General features: G+C 68.5%; 22 protein-coding genes. 13 read left to right on the top strand and 9 right to left on the bottom strand.

Features of this window, described 5'->3' with window-relative positions; translation table 11 throughout:
• The first annotated feature begins 43 nt into the window (after window positions 1–43).
• Window positions 44–2,887: a vitamin B12-dependent ribonucleotide reductase gene (locus BLQ91_RS31415; RefSeq protein WP_090102738.1), complete on the top strand. Its 2,844-nt coding sequence runs from the start codon at window positions 44–46 to the stop codon at window positions 2,885–2,887.
• A gap of 170 nt (window positions 2,888–3,057) precedes the next feature.
• Here the strand turns inward: BLQ91_RS31415 and BLQ91_RS31410 are convergent, their stop codons facing one another.
• Window positions 3,058–3,579, bottom strand: a complete 522-nt coding sequence (locus BLQ91_RS31410; protein ID WP_090102737.1) for an HNH endonuclease — start codon at window positions 3,577–3,579, stop codon at window positions 3,058–3,060.
• Window positions 3,580–3,677: 98 nt separating this feature from the next.
• Here BLQ91_RS31410 and BLQ91_RS31405 point away from each other — a divergent pair, with 98 nt between their 5' ends.
• From BLQ91_RS31405 to BLQ91_RS31390, 5 genes are all read left to right on the top strand, one after another.
• The gene (locus tag BLQ91_RS31405) at window positions 3,678–4,229 is read left to right on the top strand and encodes a hypothetical protein (RefSeq protein WP_143022902.1); all 552 of its coding nucleotides are present in this window, start codon (window positions 3,678–3,680) and stop codon (window positions 4,227–4,229) included.
• Between the two features lie 215 nt (window positions 4,230–4,444).
• Window positions 4,445–4,603, top strand: a complete 159-nt coding sequence (locus BLQ91_RS43010; protein ID WP_245733939.1) for a hypothetical protein — start codon at window positions 4,445–4,447, stop codon at window positions 4,601–4,603.
• Window positions 4,604–4,616: 13 nt separating this feature from the next.
• Complete coding sequence (locus tag BLQ91_RS43005) at window positions 4,617–4,880, top strand: ADP-ribosylglycohydrolase family protein (protein WP_281199703.1); 264 nt, start codon at window positions 4,617–4,619, stop codon at window positions 4,878–4,880.
• 82 nt (window positions 4,881–4,962) lie between these two features.
• The gene (locus BLQ91_RS31395; protein ID WP_090102735.1) at window positions 4,963–7,479 is read left to right on the top strand and encodes a PEP/pyruvate-binding domain-containing protein; all 2,517 of its coding nucleotides are present in this window, start codon (window positions 4,963–4,965) and stop codon (window positions 7,477–7,479) included.
• Between the two features lie 10 nt (window positions 7,480–7,489).
• Complete coding sequence (locus tag BLQ91_RS31390) at window positions 7,490–8,146, top strand: EcsC family protein (RefSeq protein WP_090102733.1); 657 nt, start codon at window positions 7,490–7,492, stop codon at window positions 8,144–8,146.
• On the opposite strand, the gene BLQ91_RS31385 is transcribed toward BLQ91_RS31390, so the two are convergent.
• The gene (locus tag BLQ91_RS31385) at window positions 8,143–8,901 is read right to left on the bottom strand and encodes a bestrophin-like domain (RefSeq protein WP_090102731.1); all 759 of its coding nucleotides are present in this window, start codon (window positions 8,899–8,901) and stop codon (window positions 8,143–8,145) included. The genes BLQ91_RS31390 and BLQ91_RS31385 overlap by 4 nt on opposite strands.
• Window positions 8,902–8,988: 87 nt before the next feature.
• Here BLQ91_RS31385 and BLQ91_RS41705 point away from each other — a divergent pair, with 87 nt between their 5' ends.
• The 4 genes from BLQ91_RS41705 (at window position 8,989) to BLQ91_RS31360 (ending at window position 12,073) form a co-directional block, all read left to right on the top strand.
• Window positions 8,989–10,200: a DUF6923 family protein gene (locus BLQ91_RS41705; RefSeq protein ID WP_425412565.1), complete on the top strand. Its 1,212-nt coding sequence runs from the start codon at window positions 8,989–8,991 to the stop codon at window positions 10,198–10,200.
• Window positions 10,201–10,385: 185 nt separating this feature from the next.
• Window positions 10,386–10,547: a hypothetical protein gene (locus BLQ91_RS41700; RefSeq protein WP_176960046.1), complete on the top strand. Its 162-nt coding sequence runs from the start codon at window positions 10,386–10,388 to the stop codon at window positions 10,545–10,547.
• 145 nt (window positions 10,548–10,692) lie between these two features.
• Window positions 10,693–11,121: a CBS domain-containing protein gene (locus BLQ91_RS31365; protein WP_090102722.1), complete on the top strand. Its 429-nt coding sequence runs from the start codon at window positions 10,693–10,695 to the stop codon at window positions 11,119–11,121.
• 25 nt (window positions 11,122–11,146) lie between these two features.
• Window positions 11,147–12,073: an MBL fold metallo-hydrolase gene (locus tag BLQ91_RS31360; RefSeq protein WP_245733937.1), complete on the top strand. Its 927-nt coding sequence runs from the start codon at window positions 11,147–11,149 to the stop codon at window positions 12,071–12,073.
• Between the two features lie 96 nt (window positions 12,074–12,169).
• On the opposite strand, the gene BLQ91_RS31355 is transcribed toward BLQ91_RS31360, so the two are convergent.
• The gene (locus BLQ91_RS31355) at window positions 12,170–12,721 is read right to left on the bottom strand and encodes an SRPBCC domain-containing protein (protein ID WP_090102720.1); all 552 of its coding nucleotides are present in this window, start codon (window positions 12,719–12,721) and stop codon (window positions 12,170–12,172) included.
• Complete coding sequence (locus BLQ91_RS31350) at window positions 12,705–12,896, bottom strand: hypothetical protein (RefSeq protein ID WP_143022901.1); 192 nt, start codon at window positions 12,894–12,896, stop codon at window positions 12,705–12,707. Before BLQ91_RS31350 ends, BLQ91_RS31355 begins: the two co-directional genes overlap by 17 nt.
• A 182-nt stretch (window positions 12,897–13,078) precedes the next feature.
• On the opposite strand from BLQ91_RS31350, the gene BLQ91_RS31345 reads away from it, so the two are divergent.
• Together BLQ91_RS31345 and BLQ91_RS31340 are read left to right on the top strand one after the other, a co-directional pair.
• Window positions 13,079–14,044 carry a DUF3500 domain-containing protein gene (locus BLQ91_RS31345; protein WP_090102716.1) on the top strand — a complete coding sequence of 322 codons (966 nt, stop codon included), beginning with the start codon at window positions 13,079–13,081 and terminating at the stop codon, window positions 14,042–14,044.
• Window positions 14,022–14,681: an endonuclease V gene (locus tag BLQ91_RS31340; RefSeq protein WP_342670677.1), complete on the top strand. Its 660-nt coding sequence runs from the start codon at window positions 14,022–14,024 to the stop codon at window positions 14,679–14,681. The genes BLQ91_RS31345 and BLQ91_RS31340 overlap by 23 nt, the downstream gene beginning before the upstream one ends.
• On the opposite strand, the gene lspA is transcribed toward BLQ91_RS31340, so the two are convergent.
• The 3 genes from lspA to BLQ91_RS31325 form a co-directional block, all read right to left on the bottom strand.
• A complete protein-coding gene (lspA, locus tag BLQ91_RS31335; protein ID WP_090102710.1) occupies window positions 14,659–15,144 on the bottom strand; it encodes a signal peptidase II in 486 nt (161 codons plus the stop codon). The two genes, BLQ91_RS31340 and lspA, sit on opposite strands and share 23 nt — an antisense overlap.
• A 38-nt stretch (window positions 15,145–15,182) precedes the next feature.
• Entirely contained in the window at window positions 15,183–15,404 is a 222-nt protein-coding gene (locus BLQ91_RS31330; RefSeq protein ID WP_090102708.1) for a hypothetical protein, read from the bottom strand.
• Window positions 15,405–15,565: 161 nt separating this feature from the next.
• On the bottom strand, window positions 15,566–16,858 hold the full coding sequence (locus BLQ91_RS31325; protein WP_090102705.1) for a 6-phospho-beta-glucosidase: 1,293 nt from the start codon (window positions 16,856–16,858) through the stop codon (window positions 15,566–15,568).
• A gap of 334 nt (window positions 16,859–17,192) precedes the next feature.
• On the opposite strand from BLQ91_RS31325, the gene BLQ91_RS31320 reads away from it, so the two are divergent.
• A complete protein-coding gene (locus BLQ91_RS31320) occupies window positions 17,193–19,217 on the top strand; it encodes a UvrD-helicase domain-containing protein (protein WP_281199701.1) in 2,025 nt (674 codons plus the stop codon).
• Here BLQ91_RS31320 and cutA read toward each other — a convergent pair.
• Together cutA and add are read right to left on the bottom strand one after the other, a co-directional pair.
• Window positions 19,200–19,514, bottom strand: coding sequence for a divalent-cation tolerance protein CutA (gene cutA, locus BLQ91_RS31315; RefSeq protein ID WP_090102704.1), 315 nt, complete (start codon window positions 19,512–19,514; stop codon window positions 19,200–19,202). The two genes, BLQ91_RS31320 and cutA, sit on opposite strands and share 18 nt — an antisense overlap.
• Window positions 19,511–20,512 carry an adenosine deaminase gene (add, locus tag BLQ91_RS31310; protein WP_245733936.1) on the bottom strand — a complete coding sequence of 334 codons (1,002 nt, stop codon included), beginning with the start codon at window positions 20,510–20,512 and terminating at the stop codon, window positions 19,511–19,513. The genes cutA and add overlap by 4 nt, the downstream gene beginning before the upstream one ends.
• Between the last annotated feature and the right edge of the window lie 69 nt (window positions 20,513–20,581).

Below are 20,581 nucleotides of genomic sequence, written 5' to 3'. Positions count from 1 at the left end.
GGCAAACCATCTTTCTAAAGCACCAGCACGAGGGAGATCCACCGTGACCGAGACCGTCGGCGGCTCAGCCAAGAAGACAGCCGCGCGGGCGGCTGCCAAGCCCGCCGCGTTGAAGGTCCAGCGCGTCTACACGACCGAGGGCCGCCACCCCTACGACGAGGTCACCTGGGAGCGCCGCGACGTCGTCATGACGAACTGGCGCGACGGCTCGGTGAACTTCGAGCAGCGCGGTGTCGAGTTCCCCGAGTCGTGGTCGGTGAACGCCACCAACATCGTCACCAGCAAGTACTTCCGCGGTGCCGTCGGCAGCGAGAAGCGCGAGCAGTCGCTGCGCCAGCTGATCGACCGCGTGGTGAAGACCTACGTGGGCGCCGGCAAGGAGCACGGCTACTTCGCGGGCGAGCAGGACGCCGAGATCTTCGAGCACGAGCTCACCTACATGCTGTTGCACCAGGTGTTCAGCTTCAACTCGCCGGTGTGGTTCAACGTCGGCACCAGCTCGCCGCAGCAGGTCAGCGCGTGCTTCATCCTCGCGGTCGACGACACGATGGAGTCGATCCTCAACTGGTACCGCGAGGAGGGCCTGATCTTCAAGGGCGGCTCCGGTGCCGGCCTGAACCTCTCGCGCATCCGGTCGTCGAAGGAGCTGCTGTCCTCCGGTGGCACCGCGTCCGGCCCCGTGTCGTTCATGCGCGGCGCCGACGCGTCCGCGGGCACCATCAAGTCCGGTGGCGCCACCCGTCGCGCGGCCAAGATGGTCGTCCTCGACGTCGACCACCCGGACGTCGTGGAGTTCATCGAGACCAAGGCGCGCGAAGAGGACAAGATCCGGGCGCTGCGCGACGCCGGGTTCGACATGGACCTCGGCGGCGCCGACATCGTCTCGGTGCAGTACCAGAACGCGAACAACTCGATCCGCGTGTCGGACGAGTTCATGCACGCCTACGAGAGCGGCGGCGACTTCGGCCTGCGCGCCCGCCAGACCGGTGAGGTCATCGAGCGCGTCGACGCCAAGGAGCTGTTCGGCAAGCTCGCGAAGGCCGCGTGGGAGTGCGCCGACCCCGGCATCCAGTACGACGACACGATCAACGACTGGCACACCTGCCCCGAGTCGGGCCGCATCACCGCGTCCAACCCGTGCTCGGAGTACATGCACCTCGACAACTCGAGCTGCAACCTCGCGTCGCTGAACCTCATGAAGTTCCTCGGTGACGACGGCAAGTTCGACGCCGTCACCTTCGCCAAGGCCGTCGAGCTGATCATCACCGCGATGGACATCTCGATCTGCTTCGCGGACTTCCCGACCGAGCCGATCGCGGACACCACCCGCAAGTTCCGCCAGCTCGGCATCGGCTACGCCAACCTCGGCGCGCTGCTGATGGCGACCGGCCACGCGTACGACTCCGAGGGCGGCCGCACGCTCGCCGCGACCATCACCTCGCTGATGACGGGTGTCTCGTACCGCCGCTCCGCCGAGCTCGCGGGCATCGTCGGCGCCTACGACGGCTACAAGCGCAACGCCACGGCGCACCAGCGCGTCATGCGCAAGCACGCCGCCGCCAACGACCTGATCCGCACCTACCACGCGAACGACTCGTCGGTGCACAAGGTCGCGACCGAGGCCTGGCAGCAGGCGCTGGAGATCGGCGCGAAGAACGGCTGGCGCAACGCCCAGGCGTCCGTGCTGGCCCCCACCGGCACCATCGGCCTGATGATGGACTGCGACACCACCGGTATCGAGCCGGACCTGGCCCTGGTCAAGTTCAAGAAGCTCGTCGGCGGCGGCTCGATGCAGATCGTCAACCAGACGGTGCCGCGCGCGCTGAAGTCCCTGGGCTACCAGGACGAGCAGATCGAGGCGATCGTCGAGTTCATCGGCGAGCACGGCCACGTCGTCGACGCGCCGGGCCTGCGCCGCGAGCACTACGAGGTCTTCGACTGCGCCATGGGTGAGCGTTCCATCGCGCCCATGGGCCACGTGCGGATGATGGCGGCCACGCAGCCGTTCCTGTCCGGCGCGATCTCCAAGACGGTCAACATGCCGGAGTCGGCGACCGTCGAGGAGGTCGAGGAGATCTACTACCAGGGCTGGAAGCTCGGCCTGAAGGCGCTCGCGATCTACCGCGACAACTGCAAGGTCGGCCAGCCGCTGTCGGCCGGCAAGTCCGCGAAGGCCACCGAGAAGAAGGCCGCCGCGGCAGAGGCTTCCGCGACCGTCGTCGAGTACCGCCCGGTCCGCAAGCGCCTGCCGAAGAAGCGCCCGTCGCAGACCGTGTCGTTCACGGTCGGTGGCGCCGAGGGCTACCTGCACGCCGGTTCCTACCCGGACAACGGCCTCGGCGAGATCTTCGTCAAGCTGGGCAAGCAGGGCTCGACGCTGGCCGGCGTGATGGACGCGTTCTCGATGTCGATCTCGGTGGGTCTGCAGTACGGCATCCCGCTCGAGTTCTACGTCTCGAAGTTCCAGAACCTGCGCTTCGAGCCGGCGGGCATGACCGACGACCCGGACGTCCGCATCGCCACCTCGGTGCTCGACTACCTGTTCCGCCGCTTGGCGCTCGACTACCTGCCGTACGACAAGCGCGCGCAGCTCGGCATCTTCACCGCCGACGAGCGTTCCGCGCAGGTCGCCGGCGAGTACGGCGCCCCGGCGACGTCCGATGTGGACCTCGAGGGTCTGCGCGGCTCGGTCGAGGCGGCCCCGGCCGTCGAGACCGCGGTCGAGCCGTCCGCGCCGAAGCAGGTCGGCAGCTCGACCGAGCTGCTGGAGCTGCACCTGGGCAAGGCCGCGGACGCGCCGCTGTGCATGACCTGCGGCACGAAGATGCGTCCGGCCGGTTCGTGCTACCTGTGCGAGGGCTGCGGCAGCACCTCCGGCTGCAGCTGATCCTGTACCGGGTACACCCGGTACGGCAGTGAGCCGGATGTGCATGACGTGCACGTGAAAGTGGGGGCCACCGTGAGGGTGGTCCCCACTTTCACGTCTGGGGCGTTCTACCGGGTGCGGCCCTAGATCTCGCTGGTTGAGTTAGATGCTGTAACCGGCGTTGCGGGTCGTCACGGAAGCTTGATGCCGTGACGGTCCGCCAGCTTCTTCTCGACCTCCGCGATCACGCACGCGATCGTCGACGGGTTGAGCCGCCCCTCCCCGAACCGCACGACGGTCTTCGCGAACTCGTCCGCCGCCAGCGCCCGGCACTCGGCGTTCAGCGACCGGTGGTCGACCTCCGCCTCCTTGAAGCACTCCAGGGGCTTGCGGCCGAAGATGACCTCGAACTCCTCCCACCCCCGCAACGTCCAGTACGTGTCGGCCGACAGCGCCGAAGTCGCGCGCAGCCACCGCCACAGGTACCGCGGGTCCTGGTGGCTCGGCGACTCGCTGACGCACCGCCCGCACAGCAGCACGACGTTGTCCGTGGTGCGCGCGCCACCCATCGACGGGGGCACGACGAGGTGCTGCTCCAGTGAGGACCTGTAACCGCAGCGCCAGCACCGTTCGTGGGCCGTGCTCCAGTCGATGACGAGGTCGACCTCGTGCTCGACCCAGTACGCGACGATCTGCCGGTTGCTGATGCTCATGTGGTCCCTCCCCGGTCGTTGCCTCCCCTGTCGGTCGTGAAGGCGATTCTGTTTCGCCTCCGTGCAACTGATAGAACATCTCGCAGTAAGGGGGAGAGATGCCTTCGTTCGACGACTTACGTCGCTACCTGCTCGGTCAGCTCAATGCCGCTGTCCGGCGTCCCGGTATGTACGGCGGTGAGGCGGTGATCCTCACCCTGCTCGACGCGCTGGCGTTCGCCGACGACCGCACGGATCGCTGGCAGAACGAGCTGGAGGCGCTGGTGAAGCGCGGCGCGGCGAACGCGGCGATGGTCAGCGGCGCGGTGCAGGAGGCGCTCGGCCACCGCAGCGAGGACGTCATGGCGTCGGTGTACGCGGACCTCGCGCACCGGCAGGGCTGGCTCAGCCTCGACGCCGACAGCCGCATCCCCGGCGTGCTGGGCGAGCACGACCGCCTGCTCGACGACGTGATCGCCGAGTACGGCGAGCCGCCGCTGTGGCTCGGCGGCACGAACCCCAAGTACTCGAAGACGCTCGGCTACCCGGACCGCTCGGGGGCGCTGGTGTTCTTCCACTTCATGCCGGAGCTGCGGCTGATGGCGACGAGGCGCGGCGACGGGGGCTTCCGCGACAGCTTCGTCTTCACGCCCGCCGGGCAGGCGCGCTGACCCGCGACATCACGCGACCAGGGCAGGGTGAACGGGTAAAATCCCAGGTGATGCGCATAGTTCTGCGCGCGCCTGGACCTCGCCTACGCCTCGCTCGACGGGCTCTCCGCCGGCGACGCTCTGGGCGCGCAGTTCTTCATGGTCGGCCGCTCGGTGCCGACCTCGTGGCCGGCAAGCCGCTGCGGGGCCCGTGAGAGTGGACCGACGACACCGAAATGGCCTGCAACCTCGTCGCCGAGCTCCGCGACCACGGTGAGGTCGACCAGGACAGCCTCGCCGCGACGTTCGCCGACCGCTGCGAGCCCTGCCTCGGGTACGGCGCGGGGGCTTTCACCATCCTGCAGGGGAACGCCGTGGAAGCAGGCCGCCGGTAGCGCCTCGCGCAAGATCGACGACGCCGAGGAGGCCGCACACGTCCTCGGCAACGGCTCGCGAGTGACGGCGCAGGACACCGTGCCGTTCGCGCTCTGGGTCGCCTCGCGCCACCTCGACGACTACCGCGCCGCCATCACGACGTGCGTCGAGGCGGGCGGTGACATCGACACGACGGCCGCGATCGTCGGCGGCGTCGTCACGGGACCGCCGGAGGAGTGGCGGCAGGCCCGCGAGCCCCTGCCGGACTGGGTGGGCCGCTCCGGGCGGGAGCTGTGACCCGGTAATTTATTCATCACGTGTTGAGTTTTTGGGCGAAGGCTCGTAACCTCCTCTCCAGGCGGATCCGGGAGGGGCGGCCATGGCGCTCACCATCGACTTCGAGTCCATCGACGGCTCGATGCTCGCCACCGTCGGCGGCAAGGCGGCGAACCTCGGTGAGCTGACCAGGGCCGGCCTGCCGGTGCCGCCGGGCTTCTGCGTCACCACCGACGCCTACCGCGCCGTCGCGCGGGCCGTCGACCCGGCGAGCACCACACCGGGCAACGCCCGCGGGACGTTGCTGGGAACCCCTGTGCCGCAGGAGATCCGGGACGCGATCGTCGCCGGGTACCGCGCGCTCGGCGACGACGTGCCCGTGGCGGTGCGGTCCAGCGCCACGGCCGAGGACCTGCCGTTCGCGAGCTTCGCGGGCCAGCAGGACACGTTCCTCAACGTCATCGGCGAGGACGCGGTGGTCGACGCCGTGCGCCGCTGCTGGGCCTCGCTGTGGACCGACCGCGCGGTCAGCTACCGCGAGACCAACGGCATCGACCACACCACCACGTACCTCGCCGTCGTCGTGCAGCGGATGGTGCAGTCGGCGGTGTCGGGCGTGATGTTCACGGCGAACCCCGTCACCGGCAAGCGCGACCAGATCGTCATCGACGCGAGTCCCGGTCTCGGCGAGGCGGTCGTGTCCGGCGCGGTCAACCCCGACCACTTCGTCGTCGACGGCTCCGACATCGTCGAGAAGCGACTGGGGGACAAGAGGTTCGTCATCCGCTCGCTGCCCGGCGGCGGCACCGAGCACGTCGAGGCCGGGGAGAGCGGCGAGCAGTGCCTCACCGACGGGCAGGTCCACGCGCTCGCCGTCCTCGGCCGCGAGGTGCAGCGGCACTACAGGACACCGCAGGACACCGAGTGGGCCATCGACGACGAGGGTGAGCTGCACCTGACGCAGGCCCGCCCGGTCACGACGCTGTTCCCGTTGCCGGACAACCCGGACGGCGGCAGCCACGTGTACTTCTGCTTCAGCCTGGCGCAGGGCCTCGAACGCCCGATCACCCCGATGGGGCGCGCGGCGTTCCGGGAGGTCTCCAAGGCGGCCTTCGAGATCGTGATCGGAGACCCGGGGAGCCGGTCCTATGTGGAGAACGGCGAGCGCATCTTCTTCGACGTCACCAAGGTCCTGTGGAGCAAGGTGGGCCGCGAGTTCGTCACACGCCTGCTCGCCGTGATGGAGGCGCGGTCCTCCGAGGTGCTGCGCGGGCTGTTCGACGACCCGCGGTTCGCGGTCAGGAACTCCTCGCCGACGCCCGCGGTGAAGCGCGTGCTCCGGCTCGCCCGCCGGTTCCGCGTGCCCGTGACGGTGGTGAAAGCACTGGTCGACCCGGAGAAAGCCGTGCGCACCGCGTTGCGGACGGAGCGGGAGGTCCTGGAGAAGGCCGCCGGTCTCTCCGTCGAGCAGGCGCTGCGGCAGTGCGTCGTTCCGGTGCTGCCCCGGCTCGCACCGGCCGCGCTGGTCGGCTTCGCGATGCTCGGCCTGGCCGGCAAGGTCGTGAAGACCCGGCCGGGGGAGCTGCAGACCGTTCTGCGCGGCCTGCCCAACAACGTCACCACCGAGATGGACCTGGCGCTGTGGGACCTCGCGCAGGAGATCCGGCACGATCCCGTCGCGCTGCGGCAGTTCCGCGACGGCGAACGCCCGGCCGCGCTCGACCGCTTCCTCGCCCGGTGGGGGCACCGCGCCGTCGCCGAGATCGACCTCGGGCTGCCCCGCTGGTCCGACGACCCCGCGCACGTCGTCGGCGTGGTGAAGAACTTCCTGCGCCTGGAGGACGACCGGGCGCACCCCGACGCGGTGTTCGCCCGCGGCGCCGCCGACGCCGAGGCGATGATCGAGACGCTCGCCCGCCGCGCGTGGGGACGCGGCTGGTTCGTGCGCTTCGCGTTGCGCCGCACCAGGGTGCTGGCCGGTCTGCGGGAGTACCCGAAGTACCTGGTAATCACGCTGTTCGGCACGCTGCGGAAGCGGATCGCCGAGGCCGGCGCCCAGCTCGTCGCCGACGGGCACCTCGACGCCGTGGACGACGTGTTCTTCCTGAACTTCGAGGAGATGCGCTCTCCGCAGGGAGATCTGCGGCCGCTCGTGGCGGCGCGGCGCGAGGTCTACGACCGCGAGCTGCGGCGCCGGCGCATCCCGCGCGTGCTGCTGTCGGACGGCACGGAACCCGAGGCCGTGCACCACGGCGCCCCGGTGGAGGGCGATCTCGTCGGCACACCGGCGTCGGCGGGCACGATCACCGGTGTCGCGCGCGTCGTCATGGACCCGGTGGGCGCGCACCTCGAACCCGGCGAGATCCTCGTGGCGCCCTCGACGGATCCCGGTTGGACGCCGCTGTTCCTGACCGCGGGCGCCCTCGTCATGGAGATGGGCGGTGCGAACTCGCACGGCGCCGTCGTGGCGCGCGAGTACGGGATTCCGGCGGTGGTGGGCGTGCGGGAGGCCGTGACGCGGATCAGGACGGGCGAGCGGATCACCGTGGACGGCAGCACGGGCGCGATCACGACGCTCGACTCGCCGGTTGAGGTCTCACCGCGCCAACCGGACGCGTAATGTCGGGATCGTGGCTGAGTCCAAGGGTGAGCTGAACAAGGTCCAGCAGGGCATCGCCGACTACCTGCTGCGTGCGGGCGTGGACGGCTTCGGCCCGTTCAAGAGCGCTCGCGAGTCCGCGTCCGACGCGCTCGCCAAGAAGGGCGACGAGACCGACGCGATCAAACACCTCATCCGCACCCACGTGGCGCTGGCGGGCGCACAGGGCTTCCTGACGAACCTCGGTGGCCTGATCACGCTGCCGATCTCGCTGCCGTCCAACGTGGCCGCCTCGTACGTCATCCAGACGCACCTCATCGCGTCCATCGCGTCGTTGCGCGGCCACGACGTGGACAGCGAAGAGGTGCAGATGGCGATCCTGCTCTGCCTTCTCGGGAACGCCGGGACCGAGCTGTTCAAAAAGGTCGGCATCAAGCAGTTCACCAAGAAGGCCGCGTCGGCGCTCATCACGAAATACGGCACGAAGAAACTCGGCAGCGTCGTCGCCAAGGGCGTTCCGGTGCTGGGCGGCGTCATCGGTGGTGGCGTCGACGCCGCCTCGACCCGTGCGGTCGGCGCCTTCGCGAATCGCTACTTCGCGCAGACCGACCCGCTGCCGAAGATCCTCGACGGAGAGGTGTTGTCCGTCGAGATCGAAGAAGCGGACGGCACGGCGGATTCGCGCTAGCTCAGCCTGTCGACGGCGGAGCTGAACGCGTCGGACGGGATGAGCACGCCGCCGTCGAACGGGTTCTGCAACTGGTAGATCGCGAACAGCAGCAGGACCAGCGTCGAGGTGAGCGTGACCGTGATCAGCAGTTGCGAGACCAGCGTCGGGCCTCGGAACAGGTACGGGAACAGCAGCGACAGACCCGTGCCGATCACGAGAGCGAGCCAGACGACCGGGTTCACGCCGTTCTCGGCCGCGTCGAGGCGTTGCTGACGGGCCTGGTAGACCTCCCAGAGCTGGTTCGCCGCCTCGGCCTTGCGGTCCTGCGGCCAGTCGCCGTCCGGTGCCGCCGACGCGATCGTGTCCCTGAGCTGGTTCAACGTCAGCCAGCCCTTGTTGCCGACGTTCTCGCCCTCGCGCATGCGGGGCCACTCGTCCCGCACGACGATCGACACGTAGTCCCGGATCAACTCGTCGACCTTGGTCTTCGCGGGCTCCGGCAGCGAGTCCGCCGACCAGTTGACCGCGACAAGCGCGTTGGCCTCCTTGTGGACCTGCTCCTCCGCGCTGTTGGCGGAGTCGAACAGGGAGATCAGGACGAACGCGGCCAGCACCGCGTGCAGGCCGGCGACGATGCTGAACACCGAACCGCCCGCGCCGAGGTTCTTCTCGCCCACCTCGTCCGAGCCGAACCGGCGGGTGAGGACGACGAGGACCGCGGAGATGACGGCGGCACCGAGAACCCAGAGCGCGCCGCTGAGGTAAATGCTCAATTCGGCTCCTTTCTGGTGTGGGATTAGACCACGGTCTACTGTGACCGGTACAGCACGGTCTGGTTTACGAGCAATGGTCAGGTGGAAATGCGCGGCAACAGCACGAATGCCCGGTTGTCGTATCGGGTTACTCCATTCCGGTTGCGGCGGAATGTGTTCGCGTTGGGCTCCGTCTCGGCGCTCATGGTGCTTTCCACGCCGTTCACCAGCGCCGTTGCTCAGACTGCACCGTCGAACTGTGACGCTTATCAAGTAAGTTCACACCATCGTGGTTCGTTTTCGACGTTCACGAAAGTGGAGCTGTCATCCGGTGGGGTGACAGAAGTGGCTCGGCTGGACTACGCGGTGAATGCACTGGGGTACTCGTCGTCGTTGGGCCGGCTGGTCGGTCTCACGTCCCAAGGCCACCACTCGTGGAAGAACCCGTCGCACGTCGTGTTGATCGACACCAAGGGCGCGGTAGACGACCTGGGACCCGTCGGCGCGCACTGGTTCCGCACCGACGACGTGTCCGCGGGCGCGGTCGTCGGCACCACCTTCTACGTGCGCGACCACGCCAGGCTGCACGCGATCGACATCGACCCGGCCAGCCCCTCGTACCTCAGGATCACGCGGACCGCCGTGCTGGGCTGGCCCGCTCTGACGCTCGACGACTTTACGGCCGACCTGGGTGGGAAGCTGACCGGGGTGTCGGCGGCGGGCCACGGACCGGGCGAGGTCGTGTCGTTCGACCCGGCGACCGGGCGGGTGGTGGGCAGGACCGAGATCGCCGGCCTTCCCGGCAAGTCCACCTACGGCGCCGTGGTGATCGACTCGGCCGGCACCGTCTACGCCGTCAACAACGGCTACCAGGGCCGCAGCCGCCTCTACCGGATCTCCGGCGGCGCCGCGGTGGAGCTCTCGTCGGGCCCGCCGATGGCCATGATCGACGCGGCGGGCTGCCTGCCGGCCCCCATGCCCCCGCGCGTCCAGCCACCCGCACCGCGCCCCGAGGTGCCGGCGCCCGCACCGCCTTCTTCCGCACCGCCTCCTCCCGCGCCCGCACCCGTTCCGGCTCCGGCACCGGTGCCCGCGCCGGTGGTCCCGCCGCCCCCTGCCGCGATGGCCAAGCCCGCACCTGCTCTCGTTGCGCCGCAACCGGTTCCGGTGCGTGCGGCGCGACAGAGGCCCGAGTCGCGCCAAGACCTCCCGCTCGACCCCGAGACGACGCCGATGACGAAGCCCCGCAAGTGGGCCATGGTGACGCTCGTCCTCGTGATGCTGGGCGCCGGCGCGGCCGCGGCACGGGCCCGCGGTTAATTCGGTTGGCGTGCGGCGTCGTTGTCGCTAGCGTTGCGGGCATGTTCTTCATCTGATGAAGCCTGCGGCGCTCTCGACGCCGCCTCCGCGACCTCGTCGTCGCGCTCTCCTCGGTGACCCTTGCGGTTCATCTCCCACGGCTTTCGCCGTGCCCTTGCACGCCCTCTTCGTGAGGAGGCTTTCGCATGCCCGACACCACCCCGCCCGAGCAGGGCAACCGCGCCGCGCGCCGTGCGCAGAAGCGGAACAAGCACGACCAGACCACGCACTTCCCGCTGCCGCAGCAGCGCGTGCCCATGGTCCAGCCGCGCCAGTTCGCGACCCGTCGCCGCGGAGGAACCGCTTAGCCGACGCCGAACCAGGCGCGACACCGGCGGGGGACGCGTTCACACCGGACGCGTCCCCTGCTCCCTTCGAGGGCACGACCTCCCGTTCCACCCGGATCCGATCTAGCCTGAGGTGCTACCGGACCGACAGGATCGGAGGCGCCAGGTGAGGATCGCTGACGTGTTGCGGACCAAGGGATCGGCGGTCGCGACGATCGGCCAGGACGTACCCGTGTCCGAACTGCTCAGAGTGCTCGCAGAACACAACGTCGGTGCGATCGTCGTCGTCGGTGCCTCCGGCGTGGCGGGAATCGTGTCCGAACGCGACGTCGTCCGGAAGCTGCACGAATCCGGCGCGGATCTGTTGTCGTCCCCCGTGTCGGCGATCATGACCGCCGACGTGTTCACCTGCAGCCCGTCCGACACCGTGGACAGCCTCACGGTCGTGATGACCGAACGACGCTTCCGCCACGTACCCGTGCTGTCCGACGGCCAGCTGGTCGGGATCGTCAGCATCGGTGACGTGGTGAAGAGCCGCATCGGCCAGCTCGAACAGTCGCAGGACCAGTTGCAGGCCTACATCGCCCAGGGCTGACCCGGCTGTCTCTACGCTTGAACGGGTGAAGCCCTCCGCTCAGCCCGAACTCGTCGAGATCGCCCCCGGAGTCCACGCCTACGTCCAGCCCGACGGGTCCTGGATGATCAACAACACCGGCGCGGTCGTCGGCTCCGACGACTCGCTGCTGCTCGTGGACACCACGTCCACCGAGGCGCGCAACCGCGCGTTGCTCGCCTCGGTGGCCACGGTGAGCTCCGCCGAACCCGGTTACGTCATCAACACCCACCACCACGGCGACCACACGTTCGGCAACTGGCTCGTCCCGCCGTCGGCCGTGATCATCGGCCACGAGGCGTGCCGCGAAGAGGTCCTCGCCGCCGGCCTGCTCGCCGCCCAGGTGCTCACCGGCCCGGACTACGGCCACATCGAGGTCCGCCCGCCGTCGCTCACCTACACGAAGTCGCTGACCCTGCACCTCGGCACGCGCGTCGTCGAACTGCACCACCCCGGCCCTGCGCACACCCGCGGCGACACCGTCGTCTGGCTCCCGGCCGAGCGCGTCCTGTTCACCGGCGACCTCGTCTTCGCGGGCGGCCAGCCGTTCCTCGCCGAAGGCAGCATCACCGGCTACCGGTCCGCCCTCGAGTTCCTGCGCTCTTTCGACGCCGCCGTCGTCGTTCCCGGTCACGGTCCGCTGCTGCGAGGCGCCGAGATCAACCGTGTCCTGGACGACCTCGCCGCCTACACGACGTACCTCGCGGACCTGGCGTCATCCGGCCACGCCTCCGGCAAGACCCCGATGGAGGTCGTCCGCGAGGCGGGAGAGTCACGCTTCTCGTCGTGGCAGGAGTCCGAGCGCCTGGTGGGCAACCTCCACCGCGCCTACCACGAACTGGACGGCAAGCCCCTCTCCGAACGCCTCGAACTGCCTCGCGTCTGGATGGACATGATGGAGCTCCACGGCGGCCCCATCACCTGCCACGCCTGACACAACCGATATATCAGCGTCGCCACCTCACCCACCCGCACCTTTTGCAACAGGTCTTTTGACTTCGTCATCAAAGACCTGTTGCAAAAGCAGGATTCACGTTTCAGCCGCTTGGCCGATACCTGGCGGCTCCGGGACGTTCCCAGTCTTCGTGCTCGCTGGCATCGCCCGCATGAACGCGCGCATGAACGCGTACTGGACTTTCAGACCGGAGCCGACGTCACCGGTCTCGACGACCTGCTTGAGCGCGGCGAGGATGCCCTTCCACGTCGAGTCGACCTTGTCGAGCCGCTTGACGCCCTCTGGCCAACCGGAGTTGCGCACCGTGACGCGCGTTCCGCCGTCCACCGCTTCCAACTGCCAGGAGACGACGGTCCACGGGTCGTCGCGCATGGTCAGCCGCTGCGTGTGGGAAAGCAGCCGCGGCGGATCGACCTCGACGACGCGGCCGACGACGAACACCCGCTTGCCGTCCGGCGATCGGTAGTACAGCGGCGCACCCGACTCGAGCGTGGAATCGAGAACGGCGTCCATCATGGCGCGCTGCTTGCCGTCGAGTCGGGTCATCTCCGCCCACACCTCCTCGATCGGCGCGGCGATCACGATGCTGTGCACCAGTTCGGTGCCGGGTTCAGCCAACGTCCTCATCCTCCTGCCCGGCGCTCTCGACCGTGAGCTTCAAGCCGACAAGCGCCGCTGCCCAGTTCGGCTCGTGATGCGCGACCCAATGCTGGTGGATCTGCTGGATGGGCACAGCGTCGAGGTGGTTGACCCGCTTCCGGCCCAACGGCTCCACGAACACCAGATCGGCCTCTCGAAGCACGCAGAGATACTGCATGACGACGTGCCGGCCGGGTCTTCAACGCCTCCTCAACGGGCTCGCCAGCGCGCCAGACCGCGTCGTCATCCTGTGCCATCTTCACTACGCAAGGTTTTCGACACCCATTGCGGCCGGCGTCGACCGCATCCACTGCTCTGTGACCGCAAGGCCGATAGGTTCGGACGATGCTGCACGACGTCGCTGACGCCACGCACCACTACATCGGCTTGCTGGACGGTGACCAGCGCGAACACGGGATCCGCGCCATCACCGACGACGACCTGAGGCACCGCTGGGCGTACACACCGGGCACACGACCGGGCCTGGCGCTCGGAGACCTCCGACGCGACCAGCGCAAAGCAGTTCACGGCATGCTCGCCACCGTGCTCAGCCCACACGCCTACGCCCAGGTGGCCGCGGTCATGGCGCTGGAAGACGTGCTCGACCACCGCGAAGGCGGACACCGCGACCGGCACAGCGCCGACTACTGGACCGTCCTGTTCGGCACACCCGGCAGCGACGAGCCGTGGGGCTGGCGAATCGACGGGCACCATCTCTCGGTCAACGTCGTCGTCGCCGACGGCCACGTCTCCGCGACGCCGTTCTTCCTCGGCGCGAACCCCGCCCGAGTCACCTACCGAGGCCGCGTGGTCAGCCAGCCGCTGAAGCTGGAAGAGGAACTGGCTCGCGAGCTCCTCGACCGCATGGGCCCGACCGCTCGCCGCCTGGCCGTCGTGTCCGACACCGCGCCGCACGACATCCGCAGCGGCAACGCCCCTCGGATCAGCGCGTCCGAACCGGTCGGAGTGACGCCGCCCCAACTCGGCAAGCCGGCCGGTGAGCTCCTCGTCGACATCGTCCGCTTCTACCTGGACAGGCTCGCGTTCGAACTCGCCGACGAGGAGTTCGCGCGAGTCGACCCCGAACGCCTGCACTTCTCCTGGGAGGGCTCGCTGCGCCGGGGCGAGGGTCACTACTACCGCATCCAGGGCCCGGAACTGCTCATCGAATACGACAACACGGCCAACGAGGCGAACCACATCCACACCGTCTGGCGTCGTCATTCGGGTGACTTCGGCGACGACCTCCTGACCGCTCACTACGAGGCGTCACGGCACACTGTCGTACGTGGAGTGGCCCAAAACGGTTGAAGACGCCATCGCGATGCAAGAACGCCTGCGCACGCAGGTGATCACCACCAGTGCCCCTGACCTGCGCATAGACACCGTCGCAGGCCTGGACGTCGGCTACCGCAGCAACGACACAGTTGCGGGCGTCTGCGTGGTGTTCGATGCAAAATCGCTGGTCGTGCTCGACGAAGTCGTCGTCGAGGGCACGACCGACTTCCCCTACATCGCCGGTCTCTTCGCGTTCCGGGAGATGCCCGTTCTGCTGCGCGCCCTCGAACAGGTGACCGTCACACCGGACCTGCTCGTCGCGGACGGTCAGGGCCTCGCACACCCCCGGCGCTTCGGCCTGGCGTGCCATCTGGGCGTGCACACCGGCATCCCCAGCATCGGCGTGGCGAAGAACGTGATGGGCAGGTTCGACCCGCCCGGCCACGACCGCGGGTCGATGAGCGACCTCGTCATGGACGGCGACAACGGCGACGAGGTCGTCGGCAGGGCGTTGCGGACGCAGGCCGGCGTGAAACCGGTCTTCGTGTCGGTCGGCCACAAGATCGACCTGGACCGGGCGTGCGCCGAGGTGCTGCGTCTCGCTCCGCGCTACCGGCTGCCCGAGACGACCCGCCGCGCCGACACGCTCACGCGGCAGGCTGCTTCGTAGGTGTGAAGCTCAGCAGCACGAGCAGGATCGCACCGCACACCAGCGCGATGTCCGCGACGTTGCCGACGAACCAGCCGTTGTAGTCGATGAAGTCGACGACGTGCCCGCGCGCGAACCCGGGCTGGCGGAACAGCCGGTCGAGCAGGTGCGTCGTCGCGCCGCCCAGCATCAACGCGAGTGCTAAAGCCCGCAGCCTCGTCTGCGGCTGCATGCCGTACCGCGCGAGCAGCACGACGGCGACGGCCGCGACGATGGTGAAGATCCACGTCGACCCCGCGCCGATCGAGAACGCGGCACCGGGGTTGTAGAGGAGCCTGAACTGCAGGAACTCCCCGAGCACGGGAATGGGCGCGCGGCCGGTCAGCGCGCTCTCGGCCCAGAACTTCGTGGCCTGGTCCAGCAGCAGCACGAGCACGGCGATGCCCATGACGAGCGGCACGCGGCGAGAGGTGGTGGTGTCCATTTGTGGACGAGCGTAGTTAAGAACACCACCACTCGGCATCAGGCCTTGGTCACGTCCTTGGTGTTGAACGCGTCGACGCCGAGCGCAGCGAGGAACTCTTCCTCCAACGACCTCGGCCGTTCATCGCGGATGTGTGGAAGCGGACCTGGCGCCGTGCGGCCGTCATCGTCCGCACGTCTCGACACGAGTTGGGAGACGCCGCGCTCGCTCGCAAGGTCGTACGCGGCGATGCGCTCGACCAACCGGAACGTGGTGCTCACCGGGCTGACCGCGGTCAGCCAGTTCGGCGACCTGCTTCTCAACCTGGTCCGAGCAGTCCGCGAACCTCAGCACCTGCTTCGCCGGACCACCCACACGACCGACTTCGACGACTGGGAGCTGGTGCGAACGCCGCGTCGAGGTCACTCGGCTTCTGCAGCGGTCATGGCGTGGAGAACCGCTGCAACAGCGGATGGGTGTCGACGATCCTGCGAGCCACGTTGACGGAGTCGACGAGCGGATGCAACGCCAACGCCTTCACCGCGTGCGCGCGTTCACCGCTGATGGCCGCTTTGATCGTGGCGCGCTCGACGACCTTCAACGTCGTGACGAGTCCGACGCCCTCGTCCGGAACCTGGCTGACCGAGATGGGGCGCGCGCCGTTCGCGTCGACCAGGCTCGGCACCTCGACGACGGCCTCCGAGTCGAGACACCTCAGCGTCGTCCTGTTCGGGACGTTGAGGATCAAGGTGGTTCGTTTGTCCGACGCGATCGCGTGCATCAGGTCGAGGGCGACGCGTTCGTAGCCGCCGCCGTCGAGGTCGTCGCTGTCGCGTTCCTCGTCACGGGTCTCGGCCATGTACGTCTGTTCGCGTTCCAGCCGCGTGCGGTCCCAGCTCTCCCAGGACGGCGCCGCGTAGAACCGCTTCTGCTGCTCCAGCAGGAACGCTCCGCGCGAGGCACCAGCCTCCACGGCCTCCCGCGTGAAGTAGTAGTAGTGCAGGTACTCGTTCGGGATAGCACCCAAGGAGCGCAGCCACTCCGCACCGAACAGCTTGCCCTCTTCGAACGACTCGAGCCGGGCGGCGTCGGCGAGCAGATCAGGCAGCACATCGCGCCCTGCCACGTGAACGCCCCGCAGCCAGCCGAGGTGGTTGAGGCCGGCGTAGTCGAGCCATGCGTCTTCGAGAGTCACGCCGGCGGCACGGGCCACCCGCTTGCCAAGTCCGACGGGGGAGTCGCAGATGCCGATGACGCGGTGGCCGAGGTGCGCCGACATCGCCTCGGTGACCATGCCGGCGGGGTTCGTGAAGTTGATGACCCACGCCTCCGGCGCGAGTTCCGATATACGACGCGCGATGTCGAGCGCGACAGGAACTGTGCGCAGCCCGTACACAACGCCGCCGGCGCCGACGGTCTCCTGCCCGAGCACGCCACAACCCGCCGCGACGCTCTCGTCGGCGGCGCGTCCTTCCAGACCACCGACGCGGATGGCGGAGAACACGAAGTCCGCGCCCCTCACCGCTTCGTCGAGGTCGGTCGACGTCGTCACGGCGGGCGCGTCCGGTACCCGCGCCGCGAGCTCGGCCAGGACGACACCGATCGCGGCAAGACGACCGGGGTCGAGGTCGAACAGCGCGACTTCGGTGACGCGGCCCGGCGACCGGTCGGCGAGCAACGCGCGGTAGACCAGCGGGACGCGGAAGCCGCCTCCGCCCAGGATGACCAGCTTCATGCTTCGACCACGTCCATTCCGGCCTCTCCAGCTGTGCGAGCCGTGTAGCCAGATCCTACATTTTTCGGTGCAGTCGCCGACGATTCGAAGGGGTCGGCGCGGCGCACTGCCGGCTCAGCATCCCCTTGAATTGTGTGGCCCAGGCTTCTGGGCGCACGTCTAGCGTACTGCTTCGACCCAAGACGATCGAACCGCATCGCAGCACGTCAAGCGCATGCAATGGTTGATCTCGCGAGGGGTTCCGCGCACAGCGGAGATGTGATAAAAAGAATGGCTTTGCATTATCGGAATTAAGTTTCCGAGTATATAGCTCTATTGTATCACAGGGGGCAATGTGTTGGCGAGTGAACAAGCGCGAATCACCTCTCTGTACGAAAAGCTCGACCAGGAACGGAACAAGGCGGCAGCGGATCTCGCCGCCGCGCTGCGGGACGACACGGCCCAGAGGCAGGACCGCGAAGCCGCGGTCGAGGTGCTGACCAAAGACCTGGGGAAGTACCGCGCGGCGGAAGACGGGCTGTGCTTCGGCCGCATCGACTCGGAGACCGGCGACCGCACCTACGTCGGACGGGTCGGACTGTTCGACGACGACTTCGAGCCACTGCTCCTGGACTGGCGCGCACCGGCGGCGCGGCCGTTCTACACGGCGACGGCCGCGAACCCCGAGGGTGTCGTGCTGAGGCGGCACTTCCGCGTTCGCGACAGGGAGCTGCGCGATTTCCACGACGACGAACTGTTGGCGGACACGACCGCGTTGCTCGACGCCCTCAACGCACCGCGAACGGCGACGATGCGGGACATCGTCTCGACCATCCAGGCCGAGCAGGACGAGATCATCCGCTACTCCGGCGCCGGTGTGCTCGTCATCGAGGGCGGCCCCGGAACGGGCAAGACCGCGGTGGCCCTGCACCGCGTGGCGTACCTGCTGTACACGCGCCGTGAACGCCTGTCCCGGCACGGTGTGCTGGTCGTCGGCCCGAACACCGGCTTCCTCCGCTACGTCGGCGACGTCCTGCCGTCGTTGGGGGAGACCGACGTCGTCTTCGCGACGCCCGGTGAGCTCTACCCCGGTGTCGTCACCGACGCCGAAGACGCACCGTCGTTGCAACGGCTGAAAGGCGATGTATCCGTTCTCGACCTGCTGGCCGTCGCAGTGGCCGACCGGCAGGAACTGCCGGACGAGCCCATCGAGATCGAACTGGAAGACATCATCGTGCCGCTCGACGCGCACATCGCCGCCGTCGCACGCGAGAAGACGCGCTACTACGAGCTGCCGCACAACGCCGCCCGCAAGTACTTCTTCCTCGCGCTCGCCGAGGAACTCGTCGCGCCGGCGATGCGCTTGATCGGCGTCGACTGGCCGGAGATCGAGGAGGACGTCCGCCACGAACTCCGCCACAGCTCCGCGTTGCGCGACGCCGTCGACGAGCTGTGGCCGCTGCTGACACCGGAACAGCTGCTCGCCGACCTGTACGCGGGTCGCTGTTTCCGGATCGGTGCGCCGGAGCTGTACCGGGCAGACGCCGACGCGTGGACCGTGTCCGACGTGCCGCTGCTCGACGAACTCGCCGACCTGCTCGGGTCCGACGGCACCGCAGAGCGCGAGGCGAGGCGGGCGGAGGAAGAACAACTCGAGTACGTCCGCGGCGTCATGGACGTCCTGTCGATCGACGAACGCGCCGACGCCGACGAGTACATCGTCACCGACTTCGTCAACGCCGATGTGCTGGCCGCTCGGCACGAGGTGCGCGACCACCGCACCCTCGCCGAACGTGCCGCCGCGGACCGCACGTGGACATACGGCCACGTCGTCGTCGACGAAGCACAGGAACTGTCCGCGATGGATTGGCGCGTGCTGCTGCGCAGGTGCCCCAACAAGTCCATGACCGTCGTCGGTGATCTGGCTCAACGTCAGGCCGCGGGAGGAGTCCGGAGCTGGGGATCGGTGTTCGAGCGGTTCACCTACCGCCGGCTGGAGGTCAACTACCGCACCCCGGGCGAGATCATGGCCGTCGCCACCCCGGTCCTCAAGCTCGTCGACCCCGACGCGTCGGCTCCGGTGTCGGTGCGCAAGACCGCTGAACGCCCGTGGGCGCGCCGCGTGACTGATATATCGGCAGCCGTGCGCGACGAACTCGACGCGCACGCCAACGCGTGCGACGGCCGCACGATCGCAGTCATCGGCGAAGGCTGGATGCCGCCGCGTGCGTCGAAGGGGCTGGAGTTCGACGTCGTCCTGGTCGTCGAGCCGCAACGCATGTCGCCCAGCGAGCTGTACGTCGCGCTGACGAGAGCGACGCAGCGGCTCGGCGTGCTGCACACCGAGCCGCTGTCACGTCACCTACGAGGTCTCCTCTGAGATCCACGCGAGGTAGTCGTCGTTGCCCCCGACCACGGGGGTGACGACGACCTCAGGGACGTCGTAGCTGTGATGCGCCTTGATGTGCGCGACGAGGTCGTCGACGCGGACGGAAGACGTCTTCACGACGCACTGCCACTCCGCGTCGACGCGCACCTCGCCGTCCCACCGGTAGACGCTGCGGATGGGCACGATCTGCACGCACGCGCCCAGCCTCGCCTCGACGATCCCCTTCGCCAGCGACTCGGCGGCCTCCGGCGAGTCGACGGTCGTCGTCACCACGTTCGCACCACTCATACCGCGTCGATCTCCTTCAACATCCGGTCCTTCAGCTCGGCCGGTGCGTAGGACGCCCGCACGGCGGCACGGGCGAGGTCCGCGAGCTCGTCCCGGCCGAACCCGAAACGCTCGTGGCACAGCAGGTACTCGCGGTCGAGGTCGGTGTGGAACATGCCGGGGTCGTCGGTGCTGATCGTCACCGGGACGCCCGCCTCCAGGAGGCGCGGCAGGTGGTGCTCGTCGAACGAGCGCACCGCGCCGGTGCGGAGGTTCGACGTCGGGCACACCTCGACGACGACGCCTGCGTCGGCGAGGTGCCGCAGCAGGTCGGGATCCTGCACCGCGCTGACGCCGTGCCCGATCCGTTCGGCCCGCAGATCGTGCAGAGCGGCCCAGATCTCGCTGGGCGGCGTCGTCTCACCGGCGTGCGGCACCATGTGCAGCCCGGCGTCGCGCGCCATCGCGAACGCCTCGCGGAAGTTCGCCCTCGGTGAGTCCGACTCGAACCCGCCGAGCCCGAAGCCGACCAGTCCCTCCGGCCGGTGTCCGGTGGCGAACCGCGCACTCGTCATGCCCCAGTCGCGATCCCAGACACCGGGAACGTCGAAGATCCACTGCAACGTCACGCCGTGCACGGCGAGCGCTTCGTCGCGTCCCGCGCGCAACGCCTCGACGAGCTCGTCGGGCGCGATGCCGGCTCGCAGGTGGCTGGTCGCGCTGATCGTCAGCTCCGCATATCGGATGTTGGTCCGTGCCGCGTCACGCGCGTATCCGACGACGAGAGTGCGGACGTCCTCGCCCGTGGTGACGAGGTCGTTGACGATGCCGTAGACGTTGATGAAGTGCCGGAAGTCCGTGAACTCGTAGAACTTCCGCAGCTCGGTCTCGTCGGTCGGCACTCGCCCGCCGGGGTGGTTGCGGGCGAGCGCGAGGACCGTGTCGACGGAAGCCGCGCCCACGAGGTGGACGTGCAGCTCGGCCTTCGGCAGCGCGTGGACGAAGTCGGAAATGTGCACGGTCCATGCTCTCAGGTCAAGAGCCGATCGACGGGTGACATGTCTTGCAGTCAAAGGAGAGGGTGCAGG

The sequence above is a fragment of the Lentzea jiangxiensis genome, assembly GCF_900104175.1.
Lineage (GTDB): Bacteria > Actinomycetota > Actinomycetes > Mycobacteriales > Pseudonocardiaceae > Lentzea > Lentzea jiangxiensis.
This window is presented reverse-complemented; position numbering and strand designations above follow the sequence as displayed.

Excerpts from the sequence above, each read along its gene's own strand:
- BLQ91_RS31410 (WP_090102737.1), bottom strand. The coding sequence starts at position 3,579 with ATGAGCATCAGCAACCGGCAGATCGTCGCGTACTGGGTCGAGCACGAG.
- BLQ91_RS31405 (WP_143022902.1), top strand. The coding sequence starts at position 3,678 with ATGCCTTCGTTCGACGACTTACGTCGCTACCTGCTCGGTCAGCTCAAT.
- BLQ91_RS43010 (WP_245733939.1), top strand. The coding sequence starts at position 4,445 with ATGGCCTGCAACCTCGTCGCCGAGCTCCGCGACCACGGTGAGGTCGAC.
- BLQ91_RS31395 (WP_090102735.1), top strand. The coding sequence starts at position 4,963 with ATGGCGCTCACCATCGACTTCGAGTCCATCGACGGCTCGATGCTCGCC.
- BLQ91_RS41705 (WP_425412565.1), top strand. The coding sequence starts at position 8,989 with ATGCGCGGCAACAGCACGAATGCCCGGTTGTCGTATCGGGTTACTCCA.
- BLQ91_RS41700 (WP_176960046.1), top strand. The coding sequence starts at position 10,386 with ATGCCCGACACCACCCCGCCCGAGCAGGGCAACCGCGCCGCGCGCCGT.
- BLQ91_RS31355 (WP_090102720.1), bottom strand. The coding sequence starts at position 12,721 with ATGAGGACGTTGGCTGAACCCGGCACCGAACTGGTGCACAGCATCGTG.
- BLQ91_RS31345 (WP_090102716.1), top strand. The coding sequence starts at position 13,079 with ATGCTGCACGACGTCGCTGACGCCACGCACCACTACATCGGCTTGCTG.
- lspA (WP_090102710.1), bottom strand. The coding sequence starts at position 15,144 with ATGGACACCACCACCTCTCGCCGCGTGCCGCTCGTCATGGGCATCGCC.
- BLQ91_RS31325 (WP_090102705.1), bottom strand. The coding sequence starts at position 16,858 with ATGAAGCTGGTCATCCTGGGCGGAGGCGGCTTCCGCGTCCCGCTGGTC.
- cutA (WP_090102704.1), bottom strand. The coding sequence starts at position 19,514 with ATGAGTGGTGCGAACGTGGTGACGACGACCGTCGACTCGCCGGAGGCC.